The organism is Actinokineospora spheciospongiae, from assembly GCF_003182415.1.
Classification (GTDB): domain Bacteria; phylum Actinomycetota; class Actinomycetes; order Mycobacteriales; family Pseudonocardiaceae; genus Actinokineospora; species Actinokineospora spheciospongiae.
In genome coordinates this window covers 764624-781296 of the sequence record NZ_QHCP01000001.1, presented here as the reverse complement: position 1 = coordinate 781296, position 16673 = coordinate 764624, and the positions used below count along the sequence as shown (strand labels likewise).

General features: G+C 73.6%; 9 protein-coding genes and 1 pseudogene. 4 read left to right on the top strand and 6 right to left on the bottom strand.

The window, feature by feature from the left end; all coding sequences use genetic code 11:
* Window positions 1–7 precede the first annotated feature (7 nt).
* The 6 genes and pseudogenes from DFQ13_RS03155 to DFQ13_RS33545 form a co-directional block, all read right to left on the bottom strand.
* Window positions 8–946: a Dyp-type peroxidase gene (locus DFQ13_RS03155; RefSeq protein ID WP_110078711.1), complete on the bottom strand. Its 939-nt coding sequence runs from the start codon at window positions 944–946 to the stop codon at window positions 8–10.
* Window positions 943–1413: a DUF4265 domain-containing protein gene (locus DFQ13_RS03150; RefSeq protein WP_200873367.1), complete on the bottom strand. Its 471-nt coding sequence runs from the start codon at window positions 1411–1413 to the stop codon at window positions 943–945. The genes DFQ13_RS03155 and DFQ13_RS03150 overlap by 4 nt, the downstream gene beginning before the upstream one ends.
* Complete coding sequence (locus tag DFQ13_RS03145) at window positions 1410–9158, bottom strand: RHS repeat-associated core domain-containing protein (protein WP_181399811.1); 7749 nt, start codon at window positions 9156–9158, stop codon at window positions 1410–1412. Before DFQ13_RS03145 ends, DFQ13_RS03150 begins: the two co-directional genes overlap by 4 nt.
* Window positions 9159–9365: 207 nt before the next feature.
* The gene (locus tag DFQ13_RS34690; RefSeq protein ID WP_035281754.1) at window positions 9366–9869 is read right to left on the bottom strand and encodes a GNAT family N-acetyltransferase; all 504 of its coding nucleotides are present in this window, start codon (window positions 9867–9869) and stop codon (window positions 9366–9368) included.
* A 234-nt stretch (window positions 9870–10103) separates the two neighbouring features.
* Window positions 10104–10211: pseudogene (locus DFQ13_RS35890) on the bottom strand (tetratricopeptide repeat protein); the annotation flags it as partial.
* Between the two features lie 94 nt (window positions 10212–10305).
* Complete coding sequence (locus DFQ13_RS33545) at window positions 10306–10506, bottom strand: hypothetical protein (protein ID WP_161784452.1); 201 nt, start codon at window positions 10504–10506, stop codon at window positions 10306–10308.
* Window positions 10507–10818: 312 nt separating this feature from the next.
* Here DFQ13_RS33545 and DFQ13_RS33540 point away from each other — a divergent pair, with 312 nt between their 5' ends.
* The 4 genes from DFQ13_RS33540 to DFQ13_RS03125 all read left to right on the top strand — a co-directional run bounded on the left by DFQ13_RS33540 (window position 10819) and on the right by DFQ13_RS03125 (window position 16653).
* On the top strand, window positions 10819–13509 hold the full coding sequence (locus DFQ13_RS33540; RefSeq protein ID WP_181399810.1) for a tetratricopeptide repeat protein: 2691 nt from the start codon (window positions 10819–10821) through the stop codon (window positions 13507–13509).
* Window positions 13510–13685: 176 nt separating this feature from the next.
* Window positions 13686–14333, top strand: a complete 648-nt coding sequence (locus DFQ13_RS03135; protein WP_052021063.1) for a TetR/AcrR family transcriptional regulator — start codon at window positions 13686–13688, stop codon at window positions 14331–14333.
* Between the two features lie 17 nt (window positions 14334–14350).
* Window positions 14351–15202, top strand: coding sequence for a metal-dependent hydrolase (locus DFQ13_RS03130; protein ID WP_110078709.1), 852 nt, complete (start codon window positions 14351–14353; stop codon window positions 15200–15202).
* 17 nt (window positions 15203–15219) lie between these two features.
* A complete protein-coding gene (locus tag DFQ13_RS03125) occupies window positions 15220–16653 on the top strand; it encodes a carboxylesterase/lipase family protein (protein WP_110078708.1) in 1434 nt (477 codons plus the stop codon).
* The last annotated feature ends 20 nt before the right edge of the window (window positions 16654–16673 follow it).

The following is a 16673-nucleotide window of genomic DNA, read 5'->3' as shown; positions in this document are numbered from 1 at the left end:
ACCACACTCAGGCCGGGACCACGAAGTACCCGCCGCCCACCGCGAGCAGGTACGGGTGCAGGGCGTCGGCGGTCAGGCGCTGCTGGGCGAGGGCGAACCCCGTGGCGAAGTCGTCCTGGAAGGCCATGAACACGACCCCGTCGTCGCGGGGAGCGCCCGCCGGGGTGCCCTCGTAGATCCAGGAGCGGCGGAGCATCCTCGGGGCCGGGGTGCCGGGGGTGCGCGGGTTCATGGTGCGCACGTGGGAGTCCAGCGGGGTGGTGGCGCCGTCGGGGTCGGCGCCGAAGTCGGGGGTGCCCAGTGGGGGTGTGCCGTCGAGCCAGGTGCCGTCGGGGTGGCGGCCGAGGACGCGGCGCTGGGTTTCCGGGGGGTCGGCGTCCCAGAGTTGGTGGGCCATGCGGATGACCCGGACGGCGACGAGGCTCGCGCCGGAGGGCAAGAGGATCGCGTCGGCGGTGTTGGTCTGGCCTTCGACGAAGCCGAAGGGGTTGCGCTGCAACGGTTTGCTGCCCGCCGCGTCCACGACGTCGCGGCGGACGGGGGTGCGCCAGCGGACCGCGAGGCCGGGGAGGTCGGCGAGGACGTCGTCGAGGCGGCGGGAGCACTCGGCCTGGTCGTCGCCCTCCACCTGGACGAAGGCGTCCGGGTGGGTGCGTTCGGGGAGCAGGACCTCACCGGGGAAGTCCGGCATCCGGCCCGCCTCGGGGGCCAGGGTGGCGCCGAGGCCGACCATGACGTCCGGGGCCCGGGCGGCCAGCAGCGCCTCGCGGGCGGCGGGGGCCGCGCCGAGGAAGGCGATGGCGCCCGCCGGGCGCGGGGTGCGCAGCGCGGGGTGCAACCCGGACCGGTCCGGGGGTGCACCGGGGTCGGCGCAGGCGGCGAGGCAGGCCAGGGCGGCGAGTCCGGCCGCGCGGCCCAGCAGTTCCCGCCGGGTCAGCGGGCTCATCCGGAGCTGCCGCCGGGGCGGCTGCCGACCTCGAACACCAGGTGGCCCCGGTCCTCCCGGGCGGTCAGCCGGGCGGTGACCGCGTCGGCCACCGCCGCGTCGGCGGCGTCCACGGCGAGCAGGTTGGGCGAGGACCACTCCAGCAGGCCGCCCGCGGCGGCCAGGTCGGCGGCGACCGCGTCGCGTTCGGCCCTGCCGAGCGGGGACTCGCCGAACCAGGCGCGCAGGACCGAGCGGCCGGAGCGCACCCGCACCTCGACCAGGTCGTAGGCGGCGTCGGTGGTGACGACGTCGCCGAGGGCCACGTCGTAGAGGAAGAACGGGACGCAGCACACCTCGAACCGGTGCTCGCCGAGCCTGCGGGCCCACAACTGCTCGCTGCGGCCGGGTTCCGGCAGGGGCGCTCCGATGATGAAGTCGGAGCGCTCCCGCCACACCGGTTCTGGGTGCACGGCGTCCTGGGTCACCGCGGCCACCAGCTCGGCGGCCAACTGCCGCGGTAGCCCGCAGGCGGTGTCTTCGGCACGGTCCCGGAGCCCTTCGACGCGTTGCAGTGCGGGCAGGTCGTCTGCGCGTTCGGCAGGGTGGCGTCGCCGCCCTTCACCCGGGGGATCGCGTGGTCGACCTGCGGGGTCTTGGTCTCCATCCGACAATACACACAGGTGCTCGGGTTCTCCTTGAGTGCCTGCTGCCGCACGCTTTCCGGGAACCGCTTGCCCGCGGTGGGGCCGCCGGAGGAGCCGGGTTTGATCCCCGGGAAGGACTTGCCCGCCGAGCCGAGCCAGCCGCCGAGGGCGCCCACCGCGCAGCCCGCCGCCGCGGAACCGCCGACACCGCCCCAGCCCCAGTCGACCTTGCGGCCGGAGAGGCGCTGCCCGAGGTAGTCCATCGCGGCACCGGAGGCGGCGCCGACCAGGCAGCCGACCACGATGGGGTTGTTGCCGGAGGGGTCGGTGTAGTTGGTGGGCGAGTTCTCCACGTAGGCGTAGAGGTTGGTGCCGCCCTGGATGCCGATCGGGTCCTCGGAGACGAACCGCTGCGTGCCGGGGCTGTAGTAGCGGCCGCGGTACTGCATCAGCCCGGTGCCGTCGTCCTGGCGGCCGGTGAAGCCGAGGTCGGACCCGCGCTTGTCGCCGGTGGTCGTCGGCACGCCGAACGGGTCGGTGGCCAGGTCGGCCGCGGTGGTGCCGTCGGCGCGGCCGAGGGCGATCGGGGAGCCGAGGGCGTCGGTGAGGGTGGTGTCGGTGGTCCCGGCCTTGGTGCGGGCGAACCACTGGTCCACTCCCCCGGACAGCAGGCTCGCCGACAGCGCGCCGGTGCCGTCGAGTTCGGCGGCGGCGTTCGCCCCGTCGTAGAGGAACCTGGTGGTGACACCGCCGACCGTGCGGGCGCTGCGGTTGCCCGCCGCGTCGTAGGAGTAGGTCCCGGTGAGGCCGGTCTTGCTTGTCCCGGTCAGCTCGCCGCGGGCGTTCCAGGTGTAGGTGGTGGTGCCGTCGGAGGTGAGGTTGCCGTCGTTGTCGTAGGTGACGCCCGCGGCGACGAGCTGGTTGGCGTCGTTGTAGGTCTGCGCGGTGCGGGCGGTGGGCAGGGTGGTCCTGGCGAGGGTGCCGGTGACCGCGGCGAGCCTGCCGGTGGGGTCGTAGGCGTAGCCGATGGCGCCCTTGGCGGTGCCGCCCTGGGCGTAGGCGATGCCGGTGACCTGGTTGGCGGCGTCGTGGGTGTAGGTCTGGGTCCAGCCGCCGGGCAGGGTGACGGTGGTCGGCCTGCCCGTGGTGTCGCGGGCGACGGTCACCGACTCGGTGCCGCGGGTGACCCCGGTGAACCAGCCCGCCGCGTCGTAGCTGTAGGTCGTGGTGGGCAGGCCCGGCAGGGTGGTCGTGGTGTGCCGGTCGACGGCGTCGTAGCCGTGGCCGACGGTGCCGTTGGGGCCGGTGGTGCTGACCAGGCGGTCGCGGGCGTCGAAGGTGTGGGTGGTGGTGCCGCCCGCGCTGTCGGTCAGCGCGGTGAGCCGGTCGAGGGCGTCGTAGGTGTAGGTGACCTGCGACTGCTGCGCGGTCGCGCTGGTCACCCCGAACCGGGTCTTGGTCGGGCGGTCGAGGGCGTCGTAGGTGGTCTCGGTGCGCAGGCCCGCGCGGCTCACCGACGCGGTGGGTCGGCCCGCGGCGTCGTAGGTGGTGGTGGCGCCGCGGTTGAGCGGGTCGGTGGTGGAGGTGGCCCGGTCCTGGCCGTCGTAGGCCCAGCGGGTGACCTTGCCGCGCTGGTCGGTGAAGGTGGTGATGTTGCCGCCCGCGTCGTAGGCGTAGCGGCTGACGCCCCCGTTCGGGTCGGTGATGGCGATCGGCTGGTTCTGCGCGTCGTACTGGGTGAGCGTCGAGGCGCCGAGCGGGTCGGTCTCCTTCACCGGCCTGCCCGCGGCGTCGACGAACATCGTCGAGACGCGGCCCAGCGGGTCCTTGACCGAGACCGGTGCCCCGGCCTCGTGGGTGATGGTGGTGACGGCGCCGCCGGGGGTGGTGACCGTCGCCGCCCGGCCCGCCGAGGTCCAGGTCATGGTGGACTTGCGGCCCAGCGGGTCGGTGACGGTGAGCGGGTTGCCCTTGGCGTCGTAGGTGTAGGTGGTGGTCTTGCCCGCCGCGTCGGTCGTGGTCAGCGGCTGGTCGAACGGGCCGTAGGTGACCTGCCCGGTCACGTACTGGTCGGCGGTGCCCACCAGGGCGGTGATCGCGGTGGGCCGCTGCTGGGCGTCGTAGGTGTAATTGGTGCGCCGGTTGTAGGGGTCGACGACGGCATCGATGCGGTTGTCGGGGCCGCGAACGTAGGTGGTGGTGCGGGCCAGCGATGTGCCGAACGCGGTCGTGTCGGAGGCGACCATGTGGTTGGCGTCGAAGGTGACGCGCCGGACCGAGCCGTTGGGCTGGGTCACCCTGGTCTCGGTGACCTCGTTCGCCGCGTCGAGGGTGTAGGCGAACTGGTAGCTGCCGCCGTCGGCGAGGTTCTGCCGCTGCACCCGGCCGTTGGCGTCGTAGACGACGTCGAGGTAGGCCACGCCGCGCGCGTCGGTCATCCGGGTGATGCGGTTGGCGGAGTCGTAGGTGTAGCTGGAGACCTTGCCCGCCACGTCGGTCACCGTGGCCAGGCGGCCCGCGGTGTCGTAGGTGTAGAGGACCTGGCGGCCGATGTTGTCGTAGGCGCGGGTGACGCGGGCCGAGGAGTCGTAGTCGAAGGCGATCCACCGGCCGCTGGGCGAGAGGATCTGCGAGACCTCGCCGTTGCTGCCGCCGTTGCGCACGAAGGTGATCTGGTTGCCGTTGCGGTCCTGCATGGCGCGGGCGCGGGCGTACCAGGGGAAGAAGTACTTGGTGCCGTCGCGCAGGGACAGCACCCAGTCACCGTTGACCTGGGCGATGGTGGAGCCGGTGAACCTGCCGGGTGAGCCGACGGCGCCGAAGACGGCGTCGGTGTACCCGGTGCCGGGAGAGGTGCGGGTGTAGTGCGCCCGCCCGCCGCCGGGGGTGTAGACGTCGACCTCCTGGTACTGCTGCTCGGAGGCCAGGAACAGGTTGAAGTCGGAGCCGGAGTTGAGGCCGAACTCGCGGCTGTGGTTGTCGCCCTGCCAGTACTGGCGGTTGACCGAGATGGGCAGGGTGTCGTTGAGGCCGAGGTCGGTGTGGGTGTCGGTGAGCAGGCCGGTGGACAGGTCCACCGGGTCGCCGGAGAGCTTGTCGAGCAGGTCCTGCCACCACGGCTTGTCCGGCTTGGGGTTGCCGCCGGTGTTGAACATGGCCCCGTCGAGGGTCCACAGCCGGGTCTTGTCGTCGGGCACGACCTGGCGGGCGTCGGCGCTGACCTTGCCGTGGCCGTAGACGTACCAGCCCTTGTCCAGCGGGTCGTAGTTCCAGAAGTCCACATCGGACCCGGCGGGCAGCCCGGTGTAGTTCGGGTACACCACGCTCGCGCCCTGCGGGAAGATCGACGCCCCGCCCGGCTGCACGGTGAAGTACACCGGCACGATCCCGTTGCGCGGCAGCGGGTACGGCGACCGGTCCAGCGGGATGGCGGTGATGCCCAGCTCGCGCACCACGTTGCCGTCCATGTCGCGCACCACCGACCCGGCGGGGATGCGCACCTCCAGCCCGGGGATGTCCGGGGTGCTCAGCACGGTGTCCCGCGCGGTCGGCGCGTCGAGCTTCTGGGTGTGCTTGGTGTCCAGCCGCGGCAGCCACACCGTGGCGTCGAGCGCGGTGGTGGCGCCCTCGACGACCTTCGCGCGGATGCGGAAGGTGCCGTAGCGGGCGGGTTCGGTCTTCGCGGCGAGGCCGTCGACGATCACCGTCGTGGCGTTGGCGCGCACCCCCCGGACGAGGAACCGGCCCTGGGCGTCGGTGGTGGTGCGGACGTTGTCCACCCGGACGGGGATGCCGCCGAGCGGGGTGCCGTCGAGGCCGCGGACGTGGCCGCTGACGGCGGTGACGCCCTTGTCGGCCACCAGGTCGGCCACCGGACCGGGGTCGGAGCGGCGGGTCAGCCAGTCGCGGCCCGCCAGGCTGCCCGCGTCCGGCTTCCAGGCCGCGGACGTCCTCGGGTCGCCGTCGGGCAGCGGGGTGGCGGCGTTCGGCGAGTCGGGGGCGGCGTCGACCACGGCCTCGCGGGTGGGCGGGGCACCGACCGGGGCGGGCGTGCGGTCGAGCGCGGCCAGGCGCTTGGTCTCGTCCTGCGCGGCCACCACCGGGCTGACCGGCTGGGTCGCCTTGGGCGCGGGCGGCGGGTTGGCGGGCGGGACGGCGGCGAGGGCGGTGGTGACGGTGGCGGTGAAGGTGCTGCCGCCCACGAGCGCGGCCCCCGGACCCATCACCAGCTTGTAGGCGCCGGTGGTGGGCAGGGTGATGTCGAGGGTGTAGTTCGGGTACTGGGTGGAGCCGACCCGGCTGCCGTCGGGGCCGGTGACCCACCAGGTCATCCCGCAGCAGCCGAAGGCGGCGGACGTGGCCGAGGACTGGATGACGACCCGCTGGCCCGCCGTGCCGGAGAACCCGGAGTAGGCGTCCTGGCCGGGGTTGGTGACGGTGATGGTCTTGGCCGTGCCGGTGAGCGGCAGGGCGCCCGCGTCGAGGTCGGCGGGGACGTTCCAGGCGGTGAGGGTGGTGGAGCCGACGAGCGTGCTGTCCGGGTCCACCCAGATCTTGTAGGTGCCGGTCTGCGGCAGGACCGTGGTGTCGAGCGTGTAGTTCGGGTACTGGGTCGAGCCCACGCGGCTGCCGTCGGGGGCCTGCAACCACCAGGTCAGCCCACAGCAACCGAACACCGGGGACGTGGCGGACGACTGGATGATGACCCGCTGGTTCGCCGTGCCGGAGAACGTGGTGAAGGCGTTGCGGCCGGGGTCGGTGGTGGTGACGGTCTTGGCGGTGCCGGTGAGCGACTGCGCACCCGCGTCCAGGTCGGCGGGGACGTTCCAGGCGGTCAGGGTGGTGGAGCCGACCAGGGCGCTGTCCGGGTCGACCCAGATCTTGTAGGTGCCGGTCTGGGGCAGGGTGGTCGTGTTGAGCGTGTAGTTCGCGTACTGGGTGGAACCCACGCGGCTGCCGTCAGGCGCCTGCAACCACCAGGTCAACCCACAGCACCCGAATACCGGGGAGGTGGCGGACGACTGGATGATCACCCGCTGGTTCGCCGTGCCGGAGAAGGTGCTGAAGGCGTTCTGGCCGGGGGTGGAGATGGTGAGCGTCTTGGCGGTGCCGTCGAGCGGCTGGGCGCCGGTGTCCGCGTCGGCGGGCACGTTCCAGGCGGTGAAGGTGGTGGAACCGACCAGGGCGCTGTCCGGGTCGACGATCACCTTGTAGGTGCCCGTTTGCGGCAGGGTGGTCGTGTTCAGCGTGTAGTTCGCGTACTGCGTGGAACCCACGCGGCTGCCATCGGGCGCCTGCAACCACCAGGTGAGCCCGCAGCAGCCGAACTCGGGTGAGGTGGCGCTCGACTGGATCAGCACCCGCTGGCCCGTGGTTCCGGAGAACGTGGTGAAGGCGTTCTGACCGGGGTTGGCGATGGTGACGGTCTTCGCCGTGCCGGTCAGCGGCAGCGCACCCGCGTCCGCGTCGGCAGGGACGTTCCAGGCGGTGAACGTGATCGACCCGATCAACGCGCTGTCCGGGTCGACGATCACCTTGTAGGTGCCCGTTTGCGGCAGGGTGGTCGTGTTCAGCGTGTAGTTCGGGTACTGCGTGCCGCCCACCCGCGTGCCGTCCGGCGCCTGCAACCACCAGTTCAGGCCGCAGCAGCCGAAGGCCGGGGACGTGCCGCTGGACTGGATGAGGACCCGTTGGCCCGTGGTGCCGGAGAACGTGGTGAACGCGTTCTGACCGGGGTTGGCGATCGTGACGGTCTTCGCCGTGCCGGTCAGCGGCAGCGCACCCGCGTCCGCGTCGGCCGGGACGTTCCACGCGGTGAGGGTCAGGGAGCCGACCAGGGCGTTGTCCGGGTCGACGATCACCTTGTAGGTGCCGGTCTGCGGCAGTGCGATCGTGTTGAGCGTGTAGTTGGGGTACTGCGAGCTGCCGACCCGGGTGCCGTCGGGGGCGGCCAGCCACCAGGTCAGGCCGCAGCAGCCGAAGGCCGGGGAGGCGCCGCTGGACTGGATCAGCACGCGCTGGCCCGCGGTGCCGGAGAACGTGGTGTAGGCGTTGCGGCCGGGGTTGGTGGTGCTGACGGTCTTGGCCGTGCCGTTGAGCGGCTGCGCACCGGCGTTGAGGTCGGCGGGCACGGTCCAGGCGGAGAACGTCAGCGAACCGACGTTCGGGCCCGAGGGGTTCATCCAGATCTTGTACGTGCCAGCCTGGGTGAGGGTCGTGGTGTTCATCGTGTAGTTCGGGTAGAACGTGCTGCCGACCCGCGTGCCGTCCGGGGCCTCCAGCCACCACTCCAACCCGCAGCAGCCGAACGCCGGGGACGCCGCGCTGGACTGGATCAGCACCCGCTGGTCCACCGCGCCGGTGAACGTGGTGTACGCGTTCTGGCCGGGGCTGGCGATGGTCACGACCTTGGCGGCGCCGGTCAGCGGCTGGGTGCCCGCGGCGAGGTCCTTCGGGACCTTGTGGACGGTGACGGTGGTGGTGCCCGCCGAGCCGGTGTTGTTGTACAGCAGCAGGGAGCGCAGGCCGGGGCCGGTCGCCGGGCCGGGCTCGATCCAACCGCCGGTGCCGACGCAGTTCGCCGCGCCCACCTGCTTGTTGCGCTCGTCGTAGGTCCACGAGTCCAGCCCGCAGTAGCCGAACGTGCCACCGCTGAGGGAGACGGCGAACCGCTCGCCGTCGGCGGCGGCGAAGTGGCGCAGGGCGTACTTGCCCGCCGCGACCGGGACCGGGGTGGCGGTGCCGACCGGGATGGCGGCGGCGGTGTCGAGGGTGGCCGGGGTCGCCGCGCCCGGGGGCACGACCAGCACGGCCGTGCTGGTGGCGGTGCCCGCCGGGGTGCTGAGCTGCACGGTGCCGCTGCCGACGCCCGGCGGCACGGTGATCGTGAGCGTGGTGGCGGTGCGGGCGGTGACCGCGGCGAGGATGCCGTTGACCCGCACCAGGTTGTTGGCGAACTCGGGGTCGGGGTTGGTGACGGTCAGCGTGACGGGGGTGCCGACCGCGGCGGTCTTCGGGGTGAAGTCGGAGATCGTCGGCTTGTCGTTGGCGAGAACGGTGACACCCGCCAGCGACGCCGTCCCCGCCGAGGTGGTGACGGTGACCGCGCCGCTGGTCGCGGCCGTCGGCACGGTGATGGTGAGCTTGTCGGCGGCGGCGGTCTTGACGGTGGCCGTGGTGCCGTTGACCTTGACGGTGTTCGCCGAGGTCGTGGTGGCGAACCCCTTGCCGGTCAGGGTGACCGTGTCCCCCGCCCGCACCCGGCTCGGCACGGCGGACAGCACGGCGACCGCCGGGGTGCCCAACCGGTCGACGGACAGGACGTTGCCCGTGGCGTCGTAGGTGTAGCGCGCGATCGACCCGTCGGCGGCGACGACGCCCACCAGCCTGCCCGCGGCGTCGTAGGCGTAGGACGCCGCGCCGGGCGGCGGGTCGGCCTGGGGTGCCGCGGCCCGGGCGGGAGCGGCTGCGGCTGCGGGGGTGGGGGCCGGTGCGGCCTGCGCGGGAGCGCTGACGGCCGTGACCGTCGAGGCGACCACCGCCAGGACGGACAGCAGGACCGAGGGCAGTCGTCGTCTCTGGCGCACGTCAGTCTCCTTGACCGGCAACGCGAACGGCGGCACGGATGTCGATCCGCCCATCGCGTCGCGGACCGGCCGCGTAACAGCGCGGCGGCCCCCGGCGGAGAGATTCGGACAAGCGCCGCAAACCCGGGTACCGGACAGTCCAACGGCGGCGTCCGAACGGCCCTCGACCGCCCCGCCCCGGCCGTACGGCCGACGAGGTGCGCCGTGCTAGACGCCGAAGGCCGCCGGGTAGCGGACCACGCCGGTCGGGGTGGGGCGGGTGGGGTCGAGGGCCAGTGCCAGGAAGGCGTCGTCGGGGACCTCGAACGGGGCGCGCACGCCGAACCGGGAGGCGGGGGTGAAACCGAAGCGCGGGTAGTAGTCGGCGTGGCCCAAGACCACGACGAGGTTCTCGCCGAGGCGGCGGGCGGCGTCGAGGCCGGTGCGGATGGCGGCGGACCCGGCGCCCGTGCGCTGGTGGGCGGGCAGGACGGCGCACGGCGCCAGCGCGAGCGCCGGGGCGTCGCCGACGTGGCAGCGGGTGAGCAGGGCGTGCCCGACGACCTCGCCGTCGGCGGTCTCGGTCACGATCGACAGGCCGTCGATCCAGGCCAGCGGGTCGGCGCGCAGCGCGTCGACGAGGTCGGCCTCCTCGGAGGTCGGGAAGGCCGCGGCGTTGACGGCGTGGATGGCCTCGGTGTCGTCCGGGGTCTCCGATCGGGTGGTCCGCATGGGACTGCCTTCCTTCTGGTGCGCCTCGGGTCGCGCCCGGGTGGTCGGGGCGGTGGGTGAGTGGACCTTAAACCGTGTCCCGCACGGCCTTGATGAGACCGTCGACCTGGCCACCTGGTTGGTCAGCGCAGTGGTTCCAGCCGCTCGGTGATCTCCTCGCGCAGCTCGTGCCCCGGGGCAGTCCGCAGGCACCGGCTGCGGCTGCTTCCAGCACCGCGTTCGCGGGTGGTCGGCGCCCAACACCCTCCGCCGCGCCCGCCACACCTGCTCGTTCAGGGCGACCGCCTCCGCGGACCGACCGTCGGTCTGGAGCGCGATGGCGAGGTTGTTGGCCGAGGCCAACGTTCATCGTCGTAACGATGCCCGGCCCGACTGGTGATGACCACCTGCACCGCACCCCCAGCGGGCAGGTGCGGGTGCACCGCGTCGGCCTCGGTCACGTTGTCGAACACGAGCAGGGCCGGGTCCTCGCGGGTGTTGAACGTGCGGCGGAGCCGGTGCGGGACTCGGGCAGGGCGCCGCTGACGACCCGGTCGGGCCGGTCGGGACCTGCGTGCTGGTGGAAGTGCACGCCGCCGAGGACGCGGTCCGCCTGGACGACGTTCTGCGCGGCGCCACTGATTTCGTAGCTCGACATCGTCCCTCGCAGCGCCGCGCCTGCCCCGAGCGCCCAGTCCAACCAGTACGGGCGGCTTGGATCAGGAACTCCGAACCCCACCCGCGCCGCCCGCTTGCGCAATCGGGGGACGCGGCGATTCCAACCGGAGCACACCCGTGGCGGCGGACCGGGCCGAACGGGTGACCAGACCCCGGTGACCGGCCTCCCGTTTGCTGCGGAGAGTGCCGGGGGTGACCGCTCTTCTGGAGGCTGGGGAACGGTCGGGGGGTGTGCGACCGTGGACGGGCCGTACCACGACCACGGGCGGCGCGACCTCGCTGGAGGTGGGGTGTGGACTGGGTCGCGGCGGGCGTGGTGGTGGGGAGCGGGGTGGTGGCCGCACTGGTCGGGGCGGCTGGGCTGGTGCGGCGGCGGGCGCGCGGTGCCCGGCGGGTCGCGGCCAGGGAACGCGTGCTGGAGCGGTTGCGACCGGACGGTCCGGCCTCGCCGCTGCGGGTGTTGACCGCGCCGGGGTCGGCGACCCGGCTCTGGGGGTGCAGGCGGGAGCGGCGCGAACTCGTCGAGTGGTGCGTCGGCGGTGGTCCGGCGGTGCGGGTGCTCGGCGGTCCCGCCGGGGTCGGCAAGAGCCGGTTGGCGCTGGCGGTGGCCGAGGCGCTGCCGAGGGCGTGGTCCTCGGGCTGGTTGCGCCGGGTCGAGGGGTTGGCGGAGGTCGTGCGCGGCCCGGCGCTGGTGCTGGTGGACGACGCGGACCTGCGGTCGGACCTGCCCGCGCTGCTGGAGGCGGTGCGGCGGGGGCCCGCGGCGCTGCGGGTGCTGCTGATCGCCCGGGACGCGCCGCGGCTGCGGGATTCCCTGCGCACACGGGGTTTCGCGGACCTGCTGGACGCGGACCCGTTGGTGTTGAAGCCCTTCGGCGGCACCACCGACCGGATTCGCTGGTACACCGACGCGGCGCGGGCGTACGCGGGGGTGCTGGGCCGGGCGCTGCCGCCGTTCGGCACGGCCGCGGTCGGCGCGGACGGCGACACGGTGTTCCTGGTGCACGCCAGGGCGTTGCTGGCCGTGGTGCACCGGTCCGACCCGCGCTCGGCCACCCCGCGCGACGTCGCCGCCGAGCTGCTGACCCTGGAGACGGCGCGCTGGCGCGGCGCGCCGGTCGGCGACCCGGACCTGCTGGCGGCGGTCGCGACCCTGGCCCTGGTGCCCGCCCCGGACCAGTACCGCGCCGTCATCGCGCTGCGGGCGCTACCGCGGTTCGCCGACCGCCCCACCGCCGAGCTGTACCCGCTCGTCGACTGGGCGTGGCAGCGCCACCCGCCGGGTCCCGACCACCGGTTGGACATCCGCCCCCGGCTCGTCGCGGCGTGGCTGCTGGCCCGCCACCTGACCGAACCGGCGGTGACCGGCCTGCCCGAGGACTCCGCCACCCCGGTGTTCCTCACCCTCACCAGGACCTACCAGGAGTTCCCGGAGTTCCTGCCGCTGCTGGCGCACGCGTTCACCGCGAACCAGGCCCTCCTCGGTCCCGCTCTGCGCGCGGTGTTCACCCTGCTGTCGCAGGACGCGGCGGTGGACTCCGCGCTGGCGGCCGTCGTGCGGGGGTCCGCGCACCCGGTCGACGTGACCGCCGAGGAGGCGCCGGCGGGGTTCCCCCGGGTGCGGCTCGCCCTCGCGGTCCGCCGGATACACGGGCTGCTGGCGCGGGCGGACACCGACCGGGCGAGCGCGGCGCGGGCGTGGGACGTGGTGGGGACGCAGTGGCGGGTGCTCGGCAACGCCACCTCCGCCGTCGTGGCGCACCGCAAGGCGCTGGCGCTCTGGCGGGGCGCGCGGGAGCGGGCCGACACCGTGCTCGGCGTGGCGGGTTCGCTCAACTCCATCAGCAACTGCCTCCTCGACCTGGGCGATCCCGAGGCGGCGCTCACCGCCGCCCAGGACGCGGTCGGGGTCCTCGAACGCGGGGCGGACGTCCCCGGGTCGGCCGCCCTGCTGTGGTGGGTCCGGGCAACCCTGGTCGACCGCCTGCGCCACCTCGGCCGCTACGACGAGGCGGTCGCGGTGGCCCGGCCGGAGATCACCGGCAGGCGGGCGGCGACCCCGGAGGACCGGTTGCGCCTGGCGGGCGACCTGGACAGCCTCAGCGTCAGCCTCGACTTCGCGGGCAAACCGGACGAGGCCGTCGACACCGGCCGCGCCGCGGTGGCCCTCCTGCGCGGGCAGGACGACGCGGGCCACCTGGAGGCCCTGGCGACGGTCCTGACCAGCCTCAGCGACCGCCTCGACAAGCTGGGCCGCCCCGACGAGGCGCTGACCGCGGTCGAGGAGGCCCTCCGGCACCGCCGCCGCCTCCCCGACGGCATTCCCAACGGCATCCCCGACCTGGCCACCACCCTGCTCGCGGTCGCCGACCGGTTGTGCGCGGCGGGCCGCCCCGGCGAAGCGCTGCCCGTGGTCGACGAGGCGCTCGGCCACTTCCGCGTCCTGGTCGCCCTGGACCGCCGGGCCCACCTGCGCGGCCTCGGCACCGCCCTCACCGTCCGCGCCGAGTGCCTGCGCCGCACCGAACGCCCCCGGGACGCGGTGGCCGCTCTGCGCGCGGCGGTCGAACACGGCCGGGAAATGGCCGAGGACAACCGGTCCCGGGCACTGCCCCACCTCGGCGCGTGGCTGCACGCCCTCGCCGCCCACCTCCTCGCCACCGACGAGGACGTGGAGGCGTTCAAGGTGGTCGAGGAATCCATCGCCGTGCACCGCGAGCTGATGGACACCAACCCCACCGCCACGATCGGCCTGCTCGCGGCGGCCCTGCGCACCTGCGCCCACTGCCTGGACCGCCTCGACCGCCCGGCCGAAGCCCTCACCGCCCTGCGCCGCTCGGTCGCCCTGTGGCGAGAAGCCGCCCAGGCCCACGGCGAGGTGCACGGCGAGAACTACCAGGCCGCCCTGGCAGACCTGCGCCACCACCTCGACGCCGCCCACCGGGACCCGAAGCGGGCCTACCAGATCCGCGGGAGTTTGTGAGGCACCTTCACAGGACCGGTCCACCACTCCGGGAACCGCTGGCCGGATTCGCTCACCCGAGTGCCAAAGCAGGCGTCTGACCTGGTCAAACCGAGGACGGTCCACCTTGGGCACGACCACGGTCAATCAAACCGGCAGGCTTGCCTGTTTGTGTGATCCGGGTCTACCGTCGAGCCATGGGCCACCACCACCGCCGGGCGTCGCTGGAGCGGGCGCGGGTGTCGCAGGCCGAACGGGCCGGGGCGATGCGCGCCCGGCTGATCGACGCGACCATCGAGTGCGTCGCCGAGCTGGGCTACGGGCGGATGTCCACCAACGACATCGTGCGCAGCGCCCGGGTCTCGCGCGGGGCGTTGGCGCACCACTTCCCCACCAAGGCCGACCTGGTCAGCGCGGCGGCCCAGCGGCTGCTGGAGCGGCGGGTCGAGGACTTCCGGGACCGGTTCACCGCCATGGCCCCGGACCGCCGCACCCCGGCCGAGGCGCTGTCGGTGCTGTGGTCGTTCTACGACGACACCGGCGGCCTGGTGCTGCTGGAGCTGATGGTGGCCGCCCGGCACAACCGGGAGCTGGCCGAGGTGATGGCCCCGGTGCCGGAGCGGATCGCCGAGGTCAGCGCGGACGTGTTCGCCGAGTTCTTCCCGGAGCTGGCCGGGCGGCCGTTCCTGGGTGAGGCGCTGCGCGCGGTGCACGCCCTGTTCAGCGGCCTGGCGCTGAACGCCCTGCCCGACGGCGACCGGTCGGGCCGAGGCGCGGAGGTGCGCGCCTTCCTCAAGATCATTGTCTCGGCGATGCCGCAGATCGTCGCCTTCGACCCCGCTTGACCCCCGAGGAGATCCCCATGCCCATCCTGCCCAAGCCGCGCCGCATCCGGTTCGACTACGGCGACAAGACCGGCCTCAAGACCGGTGTGGACCGCCACTACGTCCAGGGCGACCTGGTCATGAGCCACATCGTGGCGGTGCTGTCGGCGATGTTCCCCGAGGGCGAGGACTTCTTCGTGCGGTCGGTGCGGCGCTTCTCCGACCAGGTCACCGACCCGGAGCTGAAGGCGCAGGTGGCCGGGTTCATCGGCCAGGAGGTCACCCACGGCCGCGAGCACCGGGCGCTCAACGACCGCCTCCAGGAGATGGGCTACCCGACGCGGCGGGTGGACCGGGCGGCGAAGCGGGGGCTGGGCCTCTACGAGAAGAAGCTCCCCGCGTTGTCCTGCCTCGCCGTGACCGCCGCGCTGGAGCACTACACCGCCGCGCTGGCCGAGACGCTGCTGACCGACGAGCGCGCGCTGGCCATGCTCGGCGACAGCGAGGTGCGCTCGGTGCTGCTCTGGCACGCCTTCGAGGAGGCCGAGCACAAGTCGGTGGCGTTCGACGTCTACCGGGCGGCGGGCGGTTCGGAGCGGCGCCGGATCAAGACCATGCGGTTCATGACGTTCAGCTTCCTGTTCGCCGTCATCATGCACACGGTGCTGTCGATGCTGGCCGACCGCGCCACCTACAACCCGAAGCGGCTGTTCCGGAGCATCGCCGCGCTGCGCCACTCCCCCTTCCTGAGCAAGGAGGTCGTGGCCCGCGTCAAGGACTACAACCGGGTCGGTTTCCACCCCGAGGACAACGACAACACCGAACTGCTGGGACGATGGTCCGCGGAGCTGTTCGGCGAGCAGGGCACGCTCGCGGCGAACATGAAGTAGTCGTCGAAGGGGACGCCATGGATCGGGTGGTACGCACGTCGGCGGGGTCGGTCCGCGGGGTCAGCGACGGCGGGGTGAGCAGGTTCCTGGGCATCCCGTACGCCGCCGCCCCGGAGGGCCCGCTGCGGTTCGCCGCACCCGCCCCGCCCGCGCCGTGGGAAGGCACCCGGGACGCGGTGGCGTTCTCCGCGTCCCCGCCGCAACTTCCGCCCGCCCCGGGGATGCCGTCGCCGTGGCTGCCGGAGCACGGGCTGGACCACCTGTCGGTCAACGTGTGGGCGCCGGACGCGGGCGGCTCCGGGCTGCCGGTGCTGGTGTGGATCTACGGCGGCGCCTACCAGCAGGGTTCCTCGGCGCTGCCGACCTACGACGGGTCGAGGCTGGCCGCACACGGCGTGGTGGTCGTGACGATGAACTACCGCCTGGGCTTCGAGGGCTTCGGCGTGCTGCCCGGCGCCCCGGCCAACCGGGGGCACCTGGACCAGCTCGCGGCGCTGGAGTGGGTGCGCGCGGAGATCGCCGCGTTCGGCGGTGACCCGGACCTGGTGACGGTCTTCGGCGAGTCGGCCGGGGCCGGGTCGGTGGCCGTGCTGCTGGGTTCGTCGCGGGCGAAGGGCCTGTTCCGCCGGGCGATCGCCCAGAGCATCCCGACGGGCTACCGCAGCCTGGAGCAGGCCGGGGCGATCACCGACGTGCTGGCGGCGGAGCTGGGCGTGCCCGCCACCCGCGAGGGCTTCGCCGCGCTGGCCCCGGAGGCGCTGCTGGCCGTGCAGCACGTCCCGGTGCGCGGGCAGGTCGCGGGCATCACCGCCTTCGGCCCGGTCATCGACCACGAACTGATCACCGGCAGGCCGTGGAACGTGCTGGAGACCGGGGCGGGCCGCGAGGTCGACCTGGTCTGCGGCTTCACCCACGAGGAGTTCCGCCTGTTCACCGCGCTGACCGACATGTCCGGCGTGCGCCCGGAGGACGTGGCGGCCCCGCAGCGGCTGCCCGCCGAGGCCATCGCCGACTACCGCGTCGCCTACCCGGACCTCCCCGACGCCACCCTGGTCGAGGTGATCCTGTCCGACGCGGTCTTCCGGATGCCCACCACGTGGAGCGCCGAGGCCCACACCAGGGCGGGCGGGCGCACCTGGCTCTACGACTTCGCCTGGGCGGGCCCCACCCTGGGCGCCTGCCACAGCATCGACGTGCCGTTCACCTTCGGCACCAGCAACACCCCGATCGGCGCCCTGCTGCTGGGCACCCCGGTCCCCCCGGACTTCGAGCCCCTGTCCGAGGCGCTGCGCGAGTCGTGGACCACCTTCGCCGCCACCGGCGACCCCGGCTGGCCCGAGTTCACCCTGGACGAGCCGCACACCAGGACCTGGAACACCCCGATCACCGACGGCCCGTACCCGATCCCGGCCTCCCGCGAGATCTGGCGCCGCGCCCGCCCCAACCCCTGACGCCCACCAGCGGTCCGGCT

What these genes read in the sequence shown, in the direction of transcription:
- DFQ13_RS03155 (WP_110078711.1), bottom strand. Translation starts at nt 946, where the DNA reads ATGAGCCCGCTGACCCGGCGGGAACTGCTGGGCCGCGCGGCCGGACTC.
- DFQ13_RS34690 (WP_035281754.1), bottom strand. Translation starts at nt 9,869, where the DNA reads ATGCGGACCACCCGATCGGAGACCCCGGACGACACCGAGGCCATCCAC.
- DFQ13_RS33545 (WP_161784452.1), bottom strand. Translation starts at nt 10,506, where the DNA reads ATGTCGAGCTACGAAATCAGTGGCGCCGCGCAGAACGTCGTCCAGGCG.
- DFQ13_RS03135 (WP_052021063.1), top strand. Translation starts at nt 13,686, where the DNA reads ATGGGCCACCACCACCGCCGGGCGTCGCTGGAGCGGGCGCGGGTGTCG.
- DFQ13_RS03130 (WP_110078709.1), top strand. Translation starts at nt 14,351, where the DNA reads ATGCCCATCCTGCCCAAGCCGCGCCGCATCCGGTTCGACTACGGCGAC.
- DFQ13_RS03125 (WP_110078708.1), top strand. Translation starts at nt 15,220, where the DNA reads ATGGATCGGGTGGTACGCACGTCGGCGGGGTCGGTCCGCGGGGTCAGC.